The sequence below is a fragment of the Gluconacetobacter sacchari genome, assembly GCF_014174255.1.
In the GTDB taxonomy this organism is placed as follows: Bacteria; Pseudomonadota; Alphaproteobacteria; order Acetobacterales; family Acetobacteraceae; genus Gluconacetobacter; species Gluconacetobacter sacchari.
In genome coordinates this window covers 1-18,974 of record NZ_JABEQJ010000044.1, presented here as the reverse complement: position 1 = coordinate 18,974, position 18,974 = coordinate 1, and the positions used below count along the sequence as shown (strand labels likewise).

At 59.2% G+C, this 18,974-nt stretch carries 19 protein-coding genes; 7 read left to right on the top strand and 12 right to left on the bottom strand.

Annotation, left to right across the window (positions count from 1 at the left end; translation table 11 throughout):
* Nucleotides 1-48: 48 nt before the first annotated feature.
* Together HLH48_RS21090 and HLH48_RS21085 are read right to left on the bottom strand one after the other, a co-directional pair.
* Nucleotides 49-258 (bottom strand): transcriptional regulator domain-containing protein, encoded by a 210-nt coding sequence (locus HLH48_RS21090; RefSeq protein ID WP_182999446.1) that lies wholly within the window; start codon nucleotides 256-258, stop codon nucleotides 49-51.
* A gap of 143 nt (nucleotides 259-401) precedes the next feature.
* Entirely contained in the window at nucleotides 402-1,907 is a 1,506-nt protein-coding gene (locus HLH48_RS21085; protein WP_182999445.1) for an MFS transporter, read from the bottom strand.
* A 144-nt stretch (nucleotides 1,908-2,051) separates the two neighbouring features.
* On the opposite strand from HLH48_RS21085, the gene HLH48_RS21080 reads away from it, so the two are divergent.
* Nucleotides 2,052-2,945 carry a LysR substrate-binding domain-containing protein gene (locus HLH48_RS21080; RefSeq protein WP_246387638.1) on the top strand — a complete coding sequence of 298 codons (894 nt, stop codon included), beginning with the start codon at nucleotides 2,052-2,054 and terminating at the stop codon, nucleotides 2,943-2,945.
* Nucleotides 2,946-3,070: 125 nt separating this feature from the next.
* Here the strand turns inward: HLH48_RS21080 and HLH48_RS21075 are convergent, their stop codons facing one another.
* From HLH48_RS21075 to HLH48_RS21050, 7 genes are all read right to left on the bottom strand, one after another.
* The gene (locus HLH48_RS21075; RefSeq protein ID WP_182999443.1) at nucleotides 3,071-3,745 is read right to left on the bottom strand and encodes a DNA methyltransferase; all 675 of its coding nucleotides are present in this window, start codon (nucleotides 3,743-3,745) and stop codon (nucleotides 3,071-3,073) included.
* 220 nt (nucleotides 3,746-3,965) lie between these two features.
* Nucleotides 3,966-4,406 (bottom strand): hypothetical protein, encoded by a 441-nt coding sequence (locus HLH48_RS21070; protein ID WP_182999442.1) that lies wholly within the window; start codon nucleotides 4,404-4,406, stop codon nucleotides 3,966-3,968.
* 40 nt (nucleotides 4,407-4,446) lie between these two features.
* The gene (locus HLH48_RS23855; protein ID WP_373320190.1) at nucleotides 4,447-4,644 is read right to left on the bottom strand and encodes a type II toxin-antitoxin system VapC family toxin; all 198 of its coding nucleotides are present in this window, start codon (nucleotides 4,642-4,644) and stop codon (nucleotides 4,447-4,449) included.
* A 117-nt stretch (nucleotides 4,645-4,761) separates the two neighbouring features.
* The gene (locus tag HLH48_RS21065) at nucleotides 4,762-5,112 is read right to left on the bottom strand and encodes a helix-turn-helix domain-containing protein (RefSeq protein ID WP_182999441.1); all 351 of its coding nucleotides are present in this window, start codon (nucleotides 5,110-5,112) and stop codon (nucleotides 4,762-4,764) included.
* A gap of 14 nt (nucleotides 5,113-5,126) precedes the next feature.
* The gene (locus tag HLH48_RS21060; RefSeq protein ID WP_246387636.1) at nucleotides 5,127-6,350 is read right to left on the bottom strand and encodes a tyrosine-type recombinase/integrase; all 1,224 of its coding nucleotides are present in this window, start codon (nucleotides 6,348-6,350) and stop codon (nucleotides 5,127-5,129) included.
* A gap of 178 nt (nucleotides 6,351-6,528) precedes the next feature.
* The gene (locus HLH48_RS21055; RefSeq protein ID WP_182999440.1) at nucleotides 6,529-8,187 is read right to left on the bottom strand and encodes a recombinase family protein; all 1,659 of its coding nucleotides are present in this window, start codon (nucleotides 8,185-8,187) and stop codon (nucleotides 6,529-6,531) included.
* 12 nt (nucleotides 8,188-8,199) lie between these two features.
* Nucleotides 8,200-8,394 (bottom strand): hypothetical protein, encoded by a 195-nt coding sequence (locus tag HLH48_RS21050; protein WP_182943945.1) that lies wholly within the window; start codon nucleotides 8,392-8,394, stop codon nucleotides 8,200-8,202.
* 392 nt (nucleotides 8,395-8,786) lie between these two features.
* Here HLH48_RS21050 and HLH48_RS21045 point away from each other — a divergent pair, with 392 nt between their 5' ends.
* The gene (locus HLH48_RS21045; protein ID WP_182999439.1) at nucleotides 8,787-10,844 is read left to right on the top strand and encodes a ParB/RepB/Spo0J family partition protein; all 2,058 of its coding nucleotides are present in this window, start codon (nucleotides 8,787-8,789) and stop codon (nucleotides 10,842-10,844) included.
* A gap of 94 nt (nucleotides 10,845-10,938) precedes the next feature.
* Here HLH48_RS21045 and HLH48_RS21040 read toward each other — a convergent pair whose 3' ends face one another.
* Nucleotides 10,939-11,661 carry a hypothetical protein gene (locus HLH48_RS21040; protein ID WP_182999454.1) on the bottom strand — a complete coding sequence of 241 codons (723 nt, stop codon included), beginning with the start codon at nucleotides 11,659-11,661 and terminating at the stop codon, nucleotides 10,939-10,941.
* Between the two features lie 390 nt (nucleotides 11,662-12,051).
* On the opposite strand from HLH48_RS21040, the gene HLH48_RS21035 reads away from it, so the two are divergent.
* Nucleotides 12,052-12,456: a VOC family protein gene (locus HLH48_RS21035; RefSeq protein ID WP_182999438.1), complete on the top strand. Its 405-nt coding sequence runs from the start codon at nucleotides 12,052-12,054 to the stop codon at nucleotides 12,454-12,456.
* Between the two features lie 87 nt (nucleotides 12,457-12,543).
* Here HLH48_RS21035 and HLH48_RS21030 read toward each other — a convergent pair whose 3' ends face one another.
* Together HLH48_RS21030 and HLH48_RS21025 are read right to left on the bottom strand one after the other, a co-directional pair.
* Nucleotides 12,544-12,918, bottom strand: a complete 375-nt coding sequence (locus HLH48_RS21030; protein WP_182999437.1) for a VOC family protein — start codon at nucleotides 12,916-12,918, stop codon at nucleotides 12,544-12,546.
* 238 nt (nucleotides 12,919-13,156) lie between these two features.
* Complete coding sequence (locus tag HLH48_RS21025) at nucleotides 13,157-13,960, bottom strand: helix-turn-helix domain-containing protein (protein WP_182999436.1); 804 nt, start codon at nucleotides 13,958-13,960, stop codon at nucleotides 13,157-13,159.
* Nucleotides 13,961-14,081: 121 nt separating this feature from the next.
* On the opposite strand from HLH48_RS21025, the gene HLH48_RS21020 reads away from it, so the two are divergent.
* Genes HLH48_RS21020 through HLH48_RS21005 form a run of 4 tightly spaced genes read left to right on the top strand, consistent with a single transcriptional unit; the run spans nucleotide 14,082 to nucleotide 18,605 of the window.
* A complete protein-coding gene (locus tag HLH48_RS21020; protein ID WP_182999435.1) occupies nucleotides 14,082-16,109 on the top strand; it encodes an FUSC family protein in 2,028 nt (675 codons plus the stop codon).
* Nucleotides 16,106-16,321 (top strand): DUF1656 domain-containing protein, encoded by a 216-nt coding sequence (locus HLH48_RS21015; RefSeq protein ID WP_182999434.1) that lies wholly within the window; start codon nucleotides 16,106-16,108, stop codon nucleotides 16,319-16,321. Before HLH48_RS21020 ends, HLH48_RS21015 begins: the two co-directional genes overlap by 4 nt.
* Complete coding sequence (locus tag HLH48_RS21010; protein ID WP_182999433.1) at nucleotides 16,318-17,214, top strand: HlyD family efflux transporter periplasmic adaptor subunit; 897 nt, start codon at nucleotides 16,318-16,320, stop codon at nucleotides 17,212-17,214. Before HLH48_RS21015 ends, HLH48_RS21010 begins: the two co-directional genes overlap by 4 nt.
* 32 nt (nucleotides 17,215-17,246) lie before the next feature.
* The gene (locus HLH48_RS21005; protein ID WP_246387634.1) at nucleotides 17,247-18,605 is read left to right on the top strand and encodes an efflux transporter outer membrane subunit; all 1,359 of its coding nucleotides are present in this window, start codon (nucleotides 17,247-17,249) and stop codon (nucleotides 18,603-18,605) included.
* Nucleotides 18,606-18,974: the final 369 nt, after the last annotated feature.

Sequence of the window (18,974 nt, the reverse complement as noted above, 5' to 3'; positions counted from 1 at the left end):
GCGTTGGGTTTCCAGATGACGGGAATACGGGTGATGGGGATATCGGGATCATGCGGGAAAACGCAGCCTCCATCGTTCGCAGAAACGACTCCACTGTTTTCCGGCCCGCACTACGCTGTCTCCCGTGAGGTGGACAGTCTCGCGGTAGTCGTCGCGATAGCTGTCCCAGCGGCGCATAAAGGCTCCGGCCAGCCCGGCCTCGTCCAAGCGGTCGAGTGCCCGCAGATCGGGCTCCGAATGCCAGATGCTGGTCGGCATGGCGTGGCCTCCTGCGCCGGTTTCTTTGTGTGTCGTGATGGACTCAAAATGATCGGGGATCGGATTTCCGCTTGCATAGAGTGAAAGACGCATCACGAAAGGGCATGATGCGCACTAGAAGAATCGACGCTCATGTCCATGCCTCAATCCGCCATATGCTTTTGGCGCAAGAAGGCGAAGGCAGCGATGGCGGAGGCGACAGTGATACCGATCAAAAAGTAGATCAGGTTCTGAAAGGAGACGGCATAGCTCCTCATGAAGACGGCCCGTCCAACACCAGGAAACAGGTGGGACGCGGCTTCGACATCGCCGTTTGCCAGACTTTGGGCCACGTCGCCCAGACGGCTGCCAGCCGGAAGGCCGAGGGCTTGCAGATGTGCCCGTGTCAGTTCGGCGAGCATGGCGGTAACGATGGCCAACGCGATGCCTTCGCCGGCAACGCGCGTGGTACTGAAAATGCCCGTCGCCATGCCTGCCCGCTCGGTAGGTACGACGCTGACGGACAGTCCGTCCATCAGCCCCCATGGCAAGCCCGCTCCGCAACCGATTACCAGCATCGGCATGATTGCCGCCGCCCCGTCTTGTCCCGGATCGATCCGGGACAGTAGAAACAGACCAACGGCGGCGATCAGTAGGCCGACGCCTGACAGGACGCCGGCCGAAAACCAGTGTGTCAGCGTCGCTGCAAGAATCGGCACTACCAGCATAGGCGCGGACAGCGCGAGCAGCAGCAGACCGGCGTCGATCGGGCTGCGCCCCTCGATGCCGATGAAACGAAGCGGGAGGAGGACGAGGAGCACGACATAGCAATAGCAGGTCGCGATCGGCAGCGTCTGGACACCGACGAAGCGGGGATAGCGAAATAGAGAAAGATCGAGCATCGGCCGAGCGACGCGCCTTTCGATCGCGACGAACGCCGCAAGCATGATGACTGAGCCCAGGAACAGCGCGATCGTCTTGGGGTTTATCCATCCATTTTCCGGTCCTTGAATGACTGCGAAGGTGAAGAGTGTCAGGGTAGCAGTGAATGTGATGGTTCCCGGCCAATCGACCTGGGCGGCGTGAGGATTGCGGCTTTCTCTCATACGGGGCAGGCCGAAGATCAGCGACAGGGCACCGACCATGGCGCTCGATAGAAAGACCGAGCGCCATCCGGTCGTCTCGATCAACAGCCCGGCCAGTAGGGGACCGAAGGCCAGTCCCACGCCGAATGTCGTTCCCAGCGCGCTGAATGCCTTGGTGCGCGCATGACCTTCGAATTCCTGTGCCAAGGCCGCCGATCCGCCGGACAGGGCTGCGGCAGCGGCAAATCCCTGAGCCGCCCGCAGAAGGTCCAGCGCGACCACGGACGGCGCCATGCTCACGACGAGGGAGAGGCAGGTGAATGCTCCTATACCAACCGTAAAAAGGCGCTTGCGGCCGAACCGATCTGCGAGGGTGCCGGCTGCCATCAGTGAACTGCCGAACGTCAGCATGAAGGCGTTGGTGATCCAGTTGAGCGCCACCGGGTTTCCACCGAGATCCTGCCCGATCGCAGGGGTGGCGACTGCGCCGCCGGAAAAGCTGAGAGGAAGGACGAGGGCCGCAAGGCAGATGGCGACCAATATCACGAGTTTGTTTGTTTCGGTCTCGCGGTCCCGTGCAGCCATTTATGGTGCCCCTTCATAACTTTCGTTCCGAGTACCAATCGGTCTGCGGAGAAAGCGAGAGTATGACGGGGTTATCCTCCGATAAATGATGACGTGGTTCATTGATTGCGGAGAAAAACTCCCTAATTTACGCGCATGGAAAGTATGAGCGGAATCATCTCCTTCGTTCAGGCTGCGGAGCATCTGAGCTTCGTGGCTGCTGGCCGTGCGCTCGGCATCTCCGCCTCGGCGGTCGGGAAGAACGTCGCCAAGCTCGAAGACAGCATCGGTGTGCGGCTGTTCCACCGCACGACGCGGCGCATATCGTTGACGGAAGAAGGAACGGCCTTCTACGAGCGGTGCCGGCGCATTCTCGACGATCTTCGCGACGCCGAGGCGATGGTGTCGGATACGAGGCGCGTGCCACGCGGACGGCTGCGGGTGAGCGTGCCGACCATTGGCTATCGTTTCCTATTGCCCGTCCTTCCCAAGTTCAGGCAACGCTATCCTGATATAGAACTGGATATCGACTTCAACGACCGTGTTGTCGATCTGGTCGAGGATGGGGTGGATGCGGTCATTCGGAGCGGTGCGCTGAGCGATTCGAGCTTAATGTCGCGTCGGCTCGGTCCGTTCCAGTTTGTGCTGTGTGCGTCTCCTTCCTATCTGGAGCAACGCGGTACGCCGCGAGCACCGCGCGATCTGGACAAGCACGATTGCCTTCGTTTCCGCGTTCCGACCTCGGGCAAGCTTCAGAGGTGGCACTTGATCGATGCCGATGGGATTGACCCCTTTCGCGGTCAATCGCCTCTGACGTGCAACAACATGGAAGCCTTGCATGGAGCTGCCGTTTCTGGGTTAGGCATTGCTTACATGCCGGATTTTCTGGCGCGGGAGGCATTGGCCGCCGGTAGTCTGTGTTCCGTTCTTGACGATTATCTTGCTGATTCCGGTCAATTCAGCATCCTATGGCCGTCTAATCGATTGGTTTCTCCCCGGCTTCGAGTATTTATCGACTATGTGACGGAGACGCTATTCGATACGAAGCCCAGCCCATAATTTATGACGGATCGAAGGTCTGTTCCGCTCGCGGCGCGGAGCGCCGCACGTGTGGGCAGTGCGTCCCCGGCGCCGGTCCGCTGGGATCGGCGCGGTTTTGGACCGGAAAGGAAAGAGGGAGCGGCTTATGCCGCCGCCCGCCTCTGGCCCCAATAGGCCAGCCCCCGCGAAGCGGTAGCCGCGTGCGTTTCGTCCAGTTCCATACCCAGCCAGTCGCGGCTAAGATGCTGGGCCGCGACCAGGGACGAACCGGAGCCACAGAACGGATCGCACACCAGGCCATCTGGCGGGCAGAAGGCATGAACCAGTGGCAGCAACGCCGCCACGGGCTTCTGCGTCGGGTGCAGTTTGTTCCCCGAATACGGCATGTCGATTACATCCGGGATCGGCTGGCGGGGCAGTTTCGCGTTACCCTTGGCCAGAAGGAAGGCGCTTTCGTGGGTGTATTGAAGAAACCGGGATGTTGAAGCGTAGGACTTGCGAAAGACGATATGTCCGACAATACGGAACCCCGCGTCCCGCCATGCCTGCATGAACAGGTCGGCTTTCTTCCATCCGTAAAAACTTACCATGAACCCGCCGTCTTTCAAAACGCGGTGCATCTGGTTCACGGCGGGCCGGAGCCATGCGGCGTTGTCGTCGTTGCGGATCGTCCGCCCGTCCCGGCCCCTGTAGTTCACAAGATAGGGCGGGTCGGTGAGGATGAAATCCACGCTCCCGCGCGGCATGGCGCGCATGAGGGCAACGCTGTCGCCATGAAGGATCACATTACGGAAGGCCCCATTCGCATTGTCGGTCATGTCCCTGACTCCTTGGCCGGTAAAATCGCCGGTGGAAGCACCCTGCGTGCTTCCCGGAGGCGGGTGACCGCGCGGGAGAGTTGGGGACAAATGACGGCGGGAGTGGCCGGGTTGCGCGCCAGCGGGGCAAAGCCCTGCGCCGTCGCGCGGCCCTGCTGCTCTGTAGGCGGCATTTGGGGGAAGGGAGGCGAAGGGCCTTCCTTCCCCGTTTACTATCTGATCATTCCTGCTTTTTCGCTGTTTTATCTCGAATAAATCGAAAAATAAGAGGGGGATTTTTTATTTCGGATAAATTCAGTTCTTTGCGAAGATCGTTACGAAGTGAGCATAAAACTTGATCTATAGTTGCTCTACCATTCGATGCGTGTGACTTAAGATATTTAACAGTCTCTGATATTTGCTCGACGCTACCTAAAAGCTGTATATCTGCAATTGCAGATTCAAAATCGATTGTCTGTTCTTCTGTTTTTGAATCGCGATTAGCTGATATCTCAAGACGCCGGTAAGCTTCCAAAAGATATTGAGTTATCATGTCACGGCGTTTGTTTGCGCGATCTCTCCTCGTATTGAACGAGTGGGCTACAACCCATCCGAGAACCGCAATTATGGCGGCAAATAAGGGACCAAGAAGGGGAGATAGCTGAACTATTTTCTCCAACATAATTCTCTCGATAGATTTTTAATTTTTCGATTGATCGTTCTCAGTCAGATATCTTCCAAACTCTTGAGATATCTGTCTGAATGAAGTCGTTACCTTTAAAGAGCAGTGAGGCGTCTTTGGCTATGGTCAGCGCATAACTCGCACAATCGCCAAAGTTTAGCGCGGCTGGATGCCGTCCTTTGCCGAAACGCAGGAATGCCGTGCGGGCGATCCGTGCCTGTTCGGCGTCCTGTGGCACGATCTCGATGGCAGCGACTTCGAAGGCAACGGTCCGCTTCGGCGATCAGACGGAGGAACTCGTCGGCTTCATCTTCCCGACGCAGGATGGCCACCAGCGCAGAAGTGTCGATGACGATCACGCTGGCAGGCCGTTCTCATCGTAGAGATCGTGGTCGGTCAGGATGTCGTGTCCCTGCAACCGCTCGGCGCTACGCAGGCTGATGGCACGTAGATCCGTGAAAAGTCTCTCCGCCTGGGCGCGCGGGGCGTTCTTGCGGCGCACGCCGTGAGGGATGAACTCTGCCCCAGCCTGCTCCAATGCCCGGCAGACTCCGTCGAGCACAATCGGTGTGACCTGCCGCGCGCCGACCTCGCTTTCCAGACGGCGGATGGTCACGACGGAGACATGGGCGCGGCGTGCGAGTTCATCCTGCGGCAGATGCAGCAGGGCGCGGGCGGCGCGAATCTGGTCAGGTGTCACGTTCATGAGGGGAATATATCTCAAAGAGCGGTATCATTCAATATCGCCAAGGGTGTATCGACCGGGACAGGAGCCCGGTTGACCCTGTTTTCTGGCGCGACGTGCCCAAGCGCGCTGGCGATAGCATCCGCGACCTTGTTGGCGGTGGTGCGGACGGGATCGGTCTTGAGGTGGGCATACCGCGCGGTGGTCTGCACCTGAGTATGACCCAATAACCGCCCGATCATGGTCAGGTCCGCCCCCAATTGGAGTGCATCCGAGGCGAAGGAATGGCGCAGGTCGTGGATGCGTAGCGTGTCCAGCCCGGCCCGTGCGCGCAGCCTCCGCCAAGGGCGCTGAATGTCGGTCAGGTGCTTTCCCTCCACCTGCCCGGTGATGACGTAGGGATTCCCCTCGATCCGAGAAATCTCTGCCAGCACGTCCAGCGCCGCCTTGCCGACAGGCACGATCTTGGCTCCGGTCTTGGAGGCCGGCAGGCGCAGGACACCCGCGCGGAAGTCCACATAGTCCCATTTCAGGGTCTGGATTTCCCCAAGGCGGCAGCCGGTCAGAAGCAGCAGCCGGATGCAGGTCGCGGCCTCCGGCTCGCCGTCCGCCTCGCGGAGCACCTTGCCCAGCCGGGCCAGTTCATCGGGCGTCAGGTAACGCTCCCGCTTCGCTTCCTTGTAGCGCTTCACCTTCCAGCAGGGATTGATCCCGTCTGACCGTACGCCCCAGGTGTCGGCCAGGGTGAACATGATCGACAGCACGCCCAGCACCCGGTTGGCCTGATAGGGTGTCTCTTTCAGCCCCTGGTGCAGTTCGACAACATCGGCACGGGTGACGTCGATAATCTTGTGCGTTCCGAGCTTCGGGACGATGAACAGGTCCACGCAGCGGCGATACTCGTACTGGGTCGAGGGTTTGCAGTGGGAGGCGACATGCTCGTCGAGGAACCGCTGACCGAACTCCTTCACGGTGACGGCGGCGCGCAGACGGTCGCGTTGCGCGCCGGGATCACTGCCCAGCCGGACATCGGAGAGATGCTTCATCGCCTCGGTGCGGGCCTGGTCCGGCGTGATCGGGCCATGCGGGCCGATATTGACGCGACGGATACGCCCGCCCGCGCGGAACTGGGCGAGATAGATTTTCCGACCCGAGGGATGGACCCTCAGACCGAAGCCCCGAAGTTCGTCGTCCCAGAGGAAATATTCCTTGCCGGTTTTGGCGGCGGCTTCGACGGAACGTTTCGTGATCTTGACCATGGGGAACCCTCCCTCGGCTGGAATCACTGGAATCAAATAGGAATCATTTGGGGAAGAAATGGGGCGATTCCAGTCGTAGGAGAGTGTACCATGCTCCGAGTAAAAACGTAAGGAAAACCGCCATTTATCGTAGAAAAACTGGTCGTGTGCGAAAAAAGTGTAAGTATTAGACTGGAACTCATAACCTGAAGGTCACAGGTTCAAATCCTGTCCCCGCAACCAACGATACTTGCGATACGAACGCATCAAGAACGCCACTGTCCGGATGGACCGTGGCGTTTTTCTTGTGCGCCGCGAACTGCAGAATCGCCGCCAAATCGCCGCGCAGGATGATCGCCAGTTCACCATCGGCCGGCTGAAGCGTGATCTGCGAGACCAGTGTGCGCAGGCGTTCGGCTGCCTCGGTCTTCGTCTCCTCGGCCTGAAGGCTCTCATAGAGAGACGCGATCCGCTGCTGGTAGATCTCTGCCATGTTCGGATGGAGAAGGGGAGGCGGTTCCTCCGTGTTGGCCAGACGCTCCGTAAGTTCGATTTTGCGCGCCTCCAGCGCGCCGATCTTATCCTTGAGCTTCGCGCCCGGAACGCCGTCGAGGATGGCCTGGATTGCCTTGTCCAGTTCGCGATCAATGCGAGGCAGCTCATTTCGCATCGCCACGAGGTCAGCGCCTAGTTCCATGCGCATGCGGTTCACCTCGCGGGTGAACTCGTTGCAGAATTCCTTGAACAGGTCTGGTTCCATCAGGTGCGTGCGCAATCCGCTCAGGACGGACGCCTCCAGCGCATCGCGACGAATGTTCAGTCGGTTGTCACAGGTGCCCTTGTTGCGCGCCGTCGAGCAGCCGAGCAGGTCTTTCGAGATCATGCTGTAGCCACCGCCACAGCAGCCGCAGCGGATCAGCCCGGCAAAGAGATGGCGGGGACGGCGCCGCTCACTGAGGGCTTCGTTTCCCCGTTCCGGCTGGCTGAACGTTGTTTCGGCCTGGCGCGCTTTTACGGCATCCCATAGATCCTGCTCGACGATCCGCAGTTCCGGTACGTCCTGGATGACCCATTCGGATTCAGGATTGAGGCGCGAGACGCGCTTGCCGCTATCGGGATCTTTCAGGTAGCGCAGCCGATTCCAGACCAGACGGCCGACATACATCTCGTTGTTGAGGATGCCGGTGCCGCGTTCCCGATTGCCGTGAATGGTGGATGGTCCCCATTCCCGTCCCTGCGGACCTGGAACGCCATCCCGGTTCAGTTCCATGGCAATCGTGCGCGATGACTTGCCCCGCGTGTAATCGGTGAAGATCCGCCTGACCGTGCGGGCCTCTTCCTCGTTGATGGTCCGGTCACCCCGGATACGCTCGCCTTTGGCATCAAACTGGCGCACGACGTCATAGCCGTAGGAATTGCCGCCGCCGGATTTGCCGTCCTCGATCCGGCCGCGCAGTCCACGACGGACCTTCTCGGCCAGATCCTTGAGGAACAGCGCGTTCATGGTGCCCTTGAGGCCGACATGCAGGTGTGTAACGTCGCCCTCGGACAGGGTGATGATGCGCACGCCGGAGAAGGTCATCCGCTTGAACAGGCCGGCGATATCTTCCTGGTCGCGCGACAGCCGGTCCATGGCTTCGGCCAGCACAATCGTGAAGCGCCCGCGCGTGGCGTCCTGGATCAGTTCCTGAATGCCGGGGCGGAGCAGGGAAGCACCGGAGATCGCCCGGTCGGTGTAGCTGTCGACGATCGTCCAGCCCTGTTTCTCCGCGTGAAGCCGGCAGAGGCGCAACTGATCCTCGATCGAGGCATCACGCTGGTTTTCGGACGAATAACGGGCATACAGCGCGACTTTCACAATCCCATCTCCCTAATCCTGGAGATCGCGTCGCCTCGCGGCCTCCACTTCAGCGTTGACGAAATCCCGTGCGGCCTGACGGGCCAGAAGCCGGACCAGACTGACCAGCCGCGGATCGGCTCCACTGCGTAAGGGTGTCACGTTGGCGTCCGGGGCGTCGAGAACGAGCCGCACCCTGTCCGCTATCGTATCGCGTTGGCGTGCCATCTTCCCGTCCTTTCTGCATGGACCTTCGGTTAGCTCTGACGGCACTCTGGATGTCGGACGGCACGTGAGTGAACAGAAAAATACGCGGAAACAGGGAGATAGATCGCAGGAAGAGGGCTTCGGGATAGTCGCGAACACGCGCGGCTATCGCTGTCGGCATTATCACAAATTGGTGATGTAACGACTATAATAGTCGCAATTTGTCACAATTCCTATCGACTCGCGGGTTTGCTGGCACGGATCTGCGTTCCGTAAAGCCGTCTCTACGCGGTTCCGTGGAGGCGATCCGGTGTCTGATGGGGCCGGAAGAGAGGAAGAGGGACGTGGGGTTTTCGTGACGGATTCAGGGGTGGAAGAGAGGCTTCCGCCCGTCCGTCACGGAGTGTCCCGCCATGGCGAGCGCCATCCAGAAAATCGCCCTCAATGTATCCCGTGATATCCCTTTCAACAGGCTGGTGCTGTCGCAGTCCAACGTGCGGCGCGTGAAGTCCGGCCTGTCGATCGACGAACTGGCCCGCGACATCGAACGTCGTGGCCTGCTCCAGAGTCTGAACGTCCGTCCCGTCCTGAACGGGGAGGGGGCTGAGACTGGTACCTACGAAGTGCCGGCCGGCGGGCGCCGGTTCCGTGCGCTCGAGTTGCTGGTGAAGCAGAAGAAACTGGCGAAGACCGCCCCGGTGCCCTGCGTCGTGCGCGAGGCCGGATCAGCCATTCTCGCCGAGGATGATTCCCTGGCCGAGAACGTCCAGCGCGTGGCCCTGCACCCATTGGACCAGTTTCGCGCCTTTCGCGACATGCTGGAAAAAGGCATGTCCGAGGAAGAAATCGCCGCCGCGTTCTTCGTCGTGCCAGCCGTGGTCAAACAGCGCCTGCGGCTGATGACCGTGTCCGACAAACTGCTCGATATTTACGAACAGGATGGCATGAAGCTCGACCAGCTCATGGCCTTTTCGATCAGCGATGACCATGACAGGCAATTACAGGTCTGGGAGATCGTCTCCCAGAGCCACAACCGCGAACCCTATCTGATCCGCCGCATGCTGACGGAAAAAAACGTGCGGGCATCGGACCGCCGCGTGCGTTTCATCGGGCTGGAGGCTTATCTGGCGGCAGGTGGTCCCGTCATGCGTGATCTGTTCGAGGCTGATGATGGCGGCTGGCTGGATAATCCGACCCTGCTCGACCGGCTGGTCATGGAAAAACTGCATGCGACCGCAGAGGATATCCGTGCCGAGGGCTGGAAATGGGTCGAAACTGCGCTGTCCTTCCCCTGGGGACACACACGGGACTTTGCGGAGATTGACGGGACGCCTGTTGCGCTTTCGGACGAAGAAACCGCCCGTCTGACTTCGCTGCACAGCGAGCAGGAAACCATCGAGGCGGAATACGCGCAGGCTGATGAGTTCCCGGAAGAAATCGACGCGCGCCTTGGCGAGATCGAGCAGGCCGTTGAGGCGCTGGAGGAACGCTCGGTATCCTTCGATCCGGCCGACATGGCGCGGGCAGGGGTTTTCGTCAGCCTGGACACCGACGGCACGCTGCTGGTCGAGCGGGGCTTTGTCCGGCCAGAAGACATGCCGGCGGAGCCCGAGGACGGTCACGATGAGTCCGAGGGATATGATGACGCCATTGACCATCGCGGCGATGGCGATGATGCCGAAGGGGATGGGAGGGAAGGCGCATCCGATACGGAGCCCGAGGAGGAAGACGGGCTGAAGCCGTTGTCCGATCGCCTGCTGACCGAACTGACGGCCTGGCGGACACTGGCCCTGCGCGACGCTTTCGCGGCCAATCCGCATATCGCGTTGACCGAACTGCTGCACACGCTGGTTCGCGACCTCTACTGGCAGGTCTCGGGTGTGGATTGTCTGGAAGCCTATGTCCGGGAAATCCCGCTGGCGGTGCATTCCCCCGACATGCCAGGCAGCCTGCCAGCCCATGCGCTGCGTCAGCGCAACGAGGGCTGGAAGCACGATCTGCCGGAGGATGAAGACGCACTCTGGCAGTGGCTCGACGGACTGGACGATGCCAGTCGCATCGCGCTGCTGGCGCATTGCCTGTCTTTCGGGATCAACGCGCTGCATGAATCGTCCCATGGTCCGTCTCTGGCACGCAGCGTCAGGGAGAGGCTTGCGCGAGTTGGCCGTCTCGCCACGGCGCTCAGGCTCGACTTGGTCGAGGCGGGCTGGCAGCCAACGGTGGAGAATTATCTCGGCCGCGTCACCAAGGCGCGCATCCTCGAAGCTGTGCGCGAGGCGCGGGGTAACGAGGCCGCCGACCGCATCGCCCATATGAAGAAGGGCGACATGGCGCAGGCTGCCGAGCGGCTTCTGGACGGTTCGGGCTGGTTGCCAGAGGCGCTGCGCACAAGGAACGTGGCAGGGCGGAGTGAAGGAGAAGTAGGAGCGGCTGACATGCCCGACAGCCTGGACGCGGTTGCGGCTGAGTAACATCTGTCCATTGACTGATATGGGCGGCTTCCGGTCTCCGGAAGCCGCCTTTTATATGGGAGCGATGTCGCGTCCGAATGGCTGTCGACGATGGTCAGTGACGGGTCACAGGCTGCAGGTGTCGATCTGTTTCGAGTTTGAGGGCTGCTGTCCACAATGGTGTTTTGGTATAGAAATCCCGCCTGTTGAGGCCGGTGCCGGTTCGGTGCTCGTTGAGCAGTCCTGCCCAGCACAGCGGACGCAGGACATGGACGTAAAGACTGGCGGTCAGCTTGAAATCCCGGTGACGGATCTCCTCCTCTTCACCCCCGTAGAGAACCGCGCATAGCCGCTCTTCTGTGACGGCAACCTGGGCCTCGATATTGATGACGTTGAGAAAGATATCCCAGTTGCCGAACAGCGGCTCATCGCTTCGGGTGTAAGGACTGTGGTCGACGACAAACAGGAGGTGGGTTGTCAACAGCATCCAGAGCCGGGCAGGCTCCGATCTGAGCTTTCTCGCCAAGTCGGTTAGCCGCAGGGTGCCCTTGAAATGCCGTGCGAGCTTCGCGCTGAGCAGAACCTCATGCAGGATCACTAGCGGCGGGAAATCATGTTCATTGAGGACTTTGTTGACGGCATAGAGGTATTCAACCGTATAGCCGGGCCAGTCAAAGGCCTCGGCGGCCCACGCGACAAAATAGCGTTTCAGCGCTTTGCTGGGCGTGAGGCTGATCGGGCCGTTTTCCTCAATATAGCCGATCGTCAGCAGCGCGGCCTTCAGGATGAGGGCATGCGTCAGGGGCAGGTCGGTGTCAGGCGAACGAAACGGATTCATCACAGAAACAATGAACCAGCTCGGTGCGAGTTGCCAGTCTGGCCTTGCCACGCGGGGACGATCTCCGTCCCGCGTCCTTCATTGTAATGTCGGCTATCGCCCTCATATTGGTCGTTTTTGTTGCCCAATGCGCCTCTATGAAGCGGACATAGCTGAAGATGCCGCTTGACCGCTGCTGCTGGTGTCAGCAAAGTCGTTTTTGCCTAAAAAGACAGCGATGCAGGTATGGTGACAACCTGTGGTCTCTCTGGAGAGACAGTCACGCTTGAGCGAATAAACCCGCTCTTGGCCATGGCCGGACACGACGAGGATAGGCCTCGCCCGTGGTCGGTCGTCGTTATCCATCTTGCGACCGGCTCGTGTCCGTCTCACCAACGGAAAGACACAGTCATGAAGCTGAACCATATCAACCTCTACAGCCACGACACTGAGGCTGATCGCGCAATGTTCGAACAGTATTTCGGCCTGCGCACTCTCGTTGTGCGTGGGATCAAAATGGCCATCATGCAGGACAATGATGGGCTGGTTCTGATCGTCAATCATTTCGATAACAAGCTCGAAGGCTTTGATTATCCCAGGCAATTCGACATCCTGCACATTGGTTTCATCCAGAAGTCTCGCGAGGACGTCGATGCTCTCTATGAGCGCCTAAGCGCCGATGGCTGGGAGGTGCAGGCTCCACGCAACGCACATGGCGCCTGGTCCTTCTACTTTCGAGCGAAAGGTGGCTATTTCATCGAAGTGACGACATTAACGCCGGTTCACCCTGAAGAAGCGTATCAGGAAAACTCATAATAATGCCCGCCATGAGCGGCTGAGTAATCGGCCGAGCTTCAGCAACTATACGGATCATACGTCTCTTAGCACCTCAAAGTCAGTGAACTAGGTGGTGGCCTGGGTACGAGCCGTAAGCTTGTTTCCATCTGGATCGCTAAGGTAAGCAACGAATGCTCCGTTTGGGCGCTCAATGGGCGGGCTTTCTATGCTGGTTCCGCCATGGGCAATACCGGCGTCATGCCACGCACCAACATGGCTGGGACTGGCTGCGGCAATGCCAATGGTCCCGCCATTGGCAGCCGTCGCGGGCTCTCCGTTGATCGGCGTTGTGATCATCAACCGTCCCACATTGTGTCTGTAGATGAGACGACCTCTGGAATCCATTTCGCCAGGGACGCCTCCTAAGGCGGCAAATGTTGCGTCATAGAAAGTTCTCGCCCGTTCGAGGTCATTGCTGCCAATCATCACATGGGTAAACATGATTCTACTCCTGTATTGATAACAACAGAATATCCGATATCAGTCCGCCAAAGCATCCTTAATAGATGGATGTGCCATTCCTGGGTGACAGGATCGAGGAACTATCAATGGGACTTCTTTAGACCTGTTTTTTGGCTTAAAAGACAAGTCTTTAAGGTTTTGGGGGGTAAGTGCAGTCTTTGCTTGGGCAAATCCAAGGTATGGCTGGCAACCTGATCAAAATTCAGTTCTCCTGCGATCAGGAAAAGTGCTCGCGACCGTTTGCACTAGGCAAATACCGCGAGGGCGTACTGCCAACAGCCTTTCGAAACATCGTAATAAACGCATTGACGGACTCATAACCGAGTATGGCCGCAACCCGCTGCACACTCGTGCCACTCGCCAGTTCACGGAGCGCGACGACAAGATGAAGCTGTTGTCGCCACCGACCAAATGTCAACCCGGTTTCCTGAACCATCAGTCTGGCCAGAGATCGTTCGCTCATCGCAACACGTTGCGCCCAGTCGGCCACTGTACTGCGATCTGATGGCCTGGCTGTCAGTGCATCAGCAATGGCACGAATTTTGGTATGCTCTGATACGGGCAGGTTAAGACCCTGTCGTGGCATCTCGGCCAATTCGTCGAGCATGACGCGCGCCAGTCGGGCGGCATGACTATCCGGAGGATAATCTTTGGGCTCAGCAGCCAGACGATCAATCATCGTCCGGATCATCGGCGTGATCTCCAGCGCACAGTAATGATCGGGGAGGCTACTCGCACCACTCTCAACGAAGAGATAATCGACCCGGGCGTTCGCAGTCGCCCGGGCACTATGCGGCACCCCGCCCGGAATCCAGATTCCGCAGTTCGGAGGAACGATCCATACGTTTTGAGCGGCGGTGCAGGTGACGGCGCCATAAGATGCCAGAATCAGCTGTCCTTTTCGATGGATGTGCGTTGGCACTTCGGATGCATGATCAGCAAAATCGAGCCTGTGGGCGATTGCGGTTGCATCCGAAGTGTCCGGGTCCACGGAAGCGATAGCTGAGGAGCGGTACGACATCGGATTGGCAGCTTTCAGTGATTGATTGTCTGGATACCTAATTTACCCGCTTGTTGCAACTTATTATCAACAAGGCATGACATTCAGGCCCCTATGGCAGGACGGGTGGATCAGACCCGCGTTGATTCTGCCGCAACTCATCGCCCTGCTTCGTAACCCAACCCTCAGGGCGGACGGTGAAGCACTGCTCTTTTCCGCCAAGAGTTTCGCTGCCGCGATGCTGGCTTATTTCATAGCGCTTCGCATTGGATTGCCGCGCCCTGCTTGGGCGATCGTCACCGTTTATCTCGTGTCGCAACCCACGGGGGGTGCCTCGCTCAGTCGTGGTCTCTACCGTCTGATGGGCACTCTGGCCGGGGCGCTCGCGACCGTCGCAATCGTTCCGACCTTCGCCAACGAGCCAGTGGTGTGCAGTGCGGTGCTCGCAGGATGGATCGGTCTCGGTCTGTTTCTGTCGCTACTCGACCGCACGCCGCGCTCTTATGCCTTCGTGCTGTCCGGCTACACAACCAGCCTGATCGGCTTTCCTGCAGTTGCGGCGCCTGGCGCAGTCTTCGACACCGCCATCGTGCGCGTACAGGAGATCGCACTGGGCATTGTGTGTGCTGTGGTGATCCATCGCTATGTGGTCCCCCGGCCGATGACCGGCCAGTTTCAGGCCAAGCTGACAGCAACGCTGCATGATGCCCGAAAACTGGCCTGCGACGTATTGAACAATGTCTCTGAAAGCTCATGCCGCGATGATCGCTACCGAATGGCTCTGGACCTGCTCGCGCTCAGGGGACTGGCGACACACCTTCTTTATGATCCGGTTACAACACGTCTAAGCCGCTTAACGTTGCGCGCTTTACATGATCGTCTGGCTCACCTGTTGTTGCTCCTCGCCGATGTTGAGGAACGGATTTCCCTCATTCATGCGCCTGGAATGCCTGAGGAACTAGCGCAGCTTTTATGCAAAGTTCGCAGCTGGATCACTTTGGATACGCCGAGTGATCGCGTGACAGAAGCGCACAGATTGTTACAGAATGCCCTTTCATTCGGCCATGCTGATGAAGCCACCTTGATCGATGGCCTTGTCGCCAACATAGCCCGTCATCTCGCCGAGCTCGTCGGTCTCCTTCACGAGATCGAACGGCTCGGCATCGAAGTCAACGCAGCAGAGTGTGCAACAGAGCCATTTCAGGGCGCTGAGAAAACGACGGGCTATGTCTTCCACCGCGACCCGATGATGGCGGCGCGGGCAGGTCTGGGTGCCGCTTTTGGGATACTCCTCGGCTGCTTTTTTTGGATTTGGTCTGCGTGGCCCGATGGAGGGCTGGCCGTATCGGTTTTGGGTGTCACCTGTGCCCTGTTCGGCAATGTGGACGCACCAGTGCCGTATGTCCGAAAATACATGCTTGGCTCAGTCTATGGTATCGCGATCAGCCTGATCTACAGCTTTACCGTCCTGCCGCGTGTCTTCGAGTTCTGGGTGTTGATCGCGGTCCTCGCACCAGCTTTTCTATTCGGAGGATCACTGCAGGCTCGGCCGTCGACCGCCTTCATGGCGCTCGGCATCACGCTGACTGTCCCGATCCTCGTCGGGTTGGGTCCTGTTTATGGCGGAGACTTCGCTGAGGCCATCAATAGTAGCATTGCGCTGTTGATGGGCGTCGGCTTCGGAGCGGCAACTATGACGTTGTTCCAGACCGTCTCCCCAGATACCGCGATCAACCGGTTGCTGCGGCTCGGCCGTCGTGACGCGGCCTATCGCGTCCGAAGCAGGGTTTCCGCCAAAGCCATCTGGACCAATCTGACAATCGATCGCATCGCCCTTCTGCGACCCCGTCTAAGTCTTTCGGCGCGGCCGACAACGGAGACGATCGACATGATCGTGCGTGACCTTCGCATAGGTCACGCAGTGAGCCGTCTTCGCGAGCAATTCGACCAGTTGGAAAGTGAGCCCCTCAGTACCATCCAGGTGCTGCTGCTCGATCTCGCGCACCATTTCGACAGAGGTTCACCATCGGTCGACGAACTGAATACGCAGGTTGAGGAGCTGATCGCGCGCATTGTCGTCGGAACGGGCGCGCACCGTTACCTACTTGATCCACTCATCGACCTGCGTTTCGCGCTTTCTTCCGTCCAAAACAGCGAGGCCAGAGCATGATTCCAGACCTCTGCATCAGTGGCATCTTTGTTCCCGGCTTGTTGGGAGGCGCCTTCATCGCCTTGGTAACCACCGTTGCGTTGCTACGTCTGCTCACCCTCCTCGGCGCGTGGAGAGTGTTTTCTATCCGGCCGCTCGTCGAACTTGCCGTCTTCACCATTGTGTTCAGCCTGCTCGCGCAGGGTCTATCCACCATCGGATCTCTCCCATGAAATTCCTCCTCACCTTTCTGGGGCGCCATGCCTTGACGCTTGGGCTCGTCGTCATCGCTGCTGCCGTCGCGCTCCATCTGTGGGAACGCAATCAGCGCACACCCTGGACTCGTGATGGCCACGTACGGACTGACGTCGTACGGGTTTCGACCGATATTGGCGGTCTCATCACCCAGGTTCTGGTCCATGACAATCAGGTGGTGCGCCCTGGACAGCTCCTGATCGTCCTTGATCGACCGCGTCGGGCCGCAGCGCTCGAACGTGCAGAAGCCGCCATAACGGAGGCAAAAGCGCAACTCGATCTGGCGCGCAAGGAGGCGCGGCGCGACCTGGTGTTGCGCGATCTCGTCGCGACGGAAGCGCACGAGCAGAACATTGCAAAGGTCAGGACGGCGGAGGCAGCGCTGACGCGCGCACTCGCTGACCGGGACGTGGCCCAGATCGACATGCAGCGCACTGAAATCCGCGCAACAGTCGGGGGCACCGTCACCAATCTCGACCTTCATCCTGGTGATTATCTGGCCGTTGGCGTCCAAGCCATGGCACTGGTGGACGCCGAGACGTTGCGCGTGGAAGGATATTTCGAAGAAACCAAACTGCGCAGTGTCTCCATCGGCGATCGCGCGCGCATTCATCTGATGGGAGACGATGCCGATATCGTCGGTCATGTCGAGAGCATTGCCGCCGCAATCGCCGACGACCAGCGCGACAACTCCGGAAATCTCCTACCCAAGGTCGCGCCAACATTCTCATGGGTGCGGCTCGCTCAACGCATTCCGGTCCGTCTGCACATAGACCGTGTACCAGCGGGCACGAAGCTGATCGCAGGACGAACGGCGACGGTGGAAATCCTGCCCTCTACACCCTTGAGCGTGGTTGGGAGGCATCTGTGAGATCTGTTTTTGCCCTATGTATGGTGCTTCTGATGACGGGCTGCGTTGCTGGACCGAATTATCGCGTTCCCGACGTGGCCATTGCCAATCGCCCTGGAGCGACGCAAGCGCTCCTTGGCGGCAGGAACGATGGCGTGGTCCCGGCGCCGCTACCACCGCATTGGTGGCATCTCTACAAGGATGCCCGGCTCGACGCCTTCGTCGCCGAGGCGCTGGCTGCAAACACTGATCTTCGCATCGCAGAGGCCAATCTCGGGAGAGCTGACGCGCTTGTACGCGAAGCAGAGGCAGCACGCACCATAACGACGGATCTCAGTGGGCAAACTACTGGCTCGCGGATAGGAGGTCCGACCCGGTTTCTGCCAGCGCCTTTCAGCTACGCGTTAGGTATGAACGTCAGTTATCCTCTCGATCTGGCGGGGGGCATCCATCGCGCAATCGAAGAGTCGAACGCTCAGTCAGAGGCGGCGCAGGCAGCGCGCGATCAAGTGCGTGTGATCGTAGCAGCCACTGTCACGCGCAATTATGCTCGCGTTTGTGCTGATGGCGTAGCGCTGGCCGCCGCGAGACACGTTGTTGCAGTTCAACGCGCGACACTTGATGTCGCGTTGCGTATGGCCAGCGAGGGACGCGGCACGCGCTTTGATAGTGAACGCGCGCGAACGGCAACATTCGCCAGCGAAGCCGCGATTCCAGCCATCCTCGCTGATCAGAAAACAGCGTTATTCGCATTGGCCGCCGTCATGGGGCGCATTCCATTGGACTATCCGCGCGATCTGGAGCCATGCACTACTATTCCGTCGCTTATGCTCCCGCTGCCGATTGGCGACGGAGCCGCGCTATTGAGGCGTCGCCCCGACATCAGAAAGGCAGAACGCCTTTTCGCCGCGGCGACGGCCGGCATCGGCGTCGCCGAAGCCGATCTCTATCCCCAGGTCAGCCTTGGCGGCTCGGTGGGGAGTACCACGTCGATCACGCATGCCCTGACGTTATCGTCGTTCGGTTTGAGCGTCGGTCCATTGGTCTCATGGTCGTTCCCTAACCGAGTATTGGCAAACGCGCGTATCGCGCAGGCTGGAGCAGAAGCCCGTGCTGCGCTTGGTACGTTCGATGGAACGATTCTACTTGCATTAAAACAGACCGAAACCACCATGTCTGCCTACATGCGAACGCGTGAGCGTCTGGGAGACCTGGAGCGGGCGGCGAACTCCGCCGGCAAGGCGAGCAGCGATGCAGAAACACTGCAACGCTTCGGCCGCACGCCATTCCTCGACGTCCTTAACGCGCAAGCGAATTACGCCGAGGCGCAGGCACGCCTGTCATCCGCCCGGATCGAACTTGTTGATCGGCAGATTGATCTGTTCCAGGCGCTGGGCGGTGGTTGGGAGTGATAGTGGTCTGTCTGGATATTCTGTGCCGCGTTTAGAGCGCCCGTTGATGACAATCGATGTCTTCTTCCGAGCATACCTGCGCTGGAAGCGGACATTCCGTTCACCCCCCTGTGCTGCCTGTCCGCTCAAGGAATATGAAGCAGACAGGCGGGATACGCCTCATGTCAGACGTTCAAGCCAAAATGATCGTCTCCTGAAAGCAGACATTATCAAGATTACGGTGGACTGGAGCGTGGTTATGAGATGGTCACTATCTAGCCCATCTTATTCACGGCATTGAGTATTTTGCGTGGATTTTTCTGCTTTTGTGGTTTGTGCGCGCGGGATCGCACCGAGTTGAGGCGGTGTCATTTTGAAACGGTGGATGGT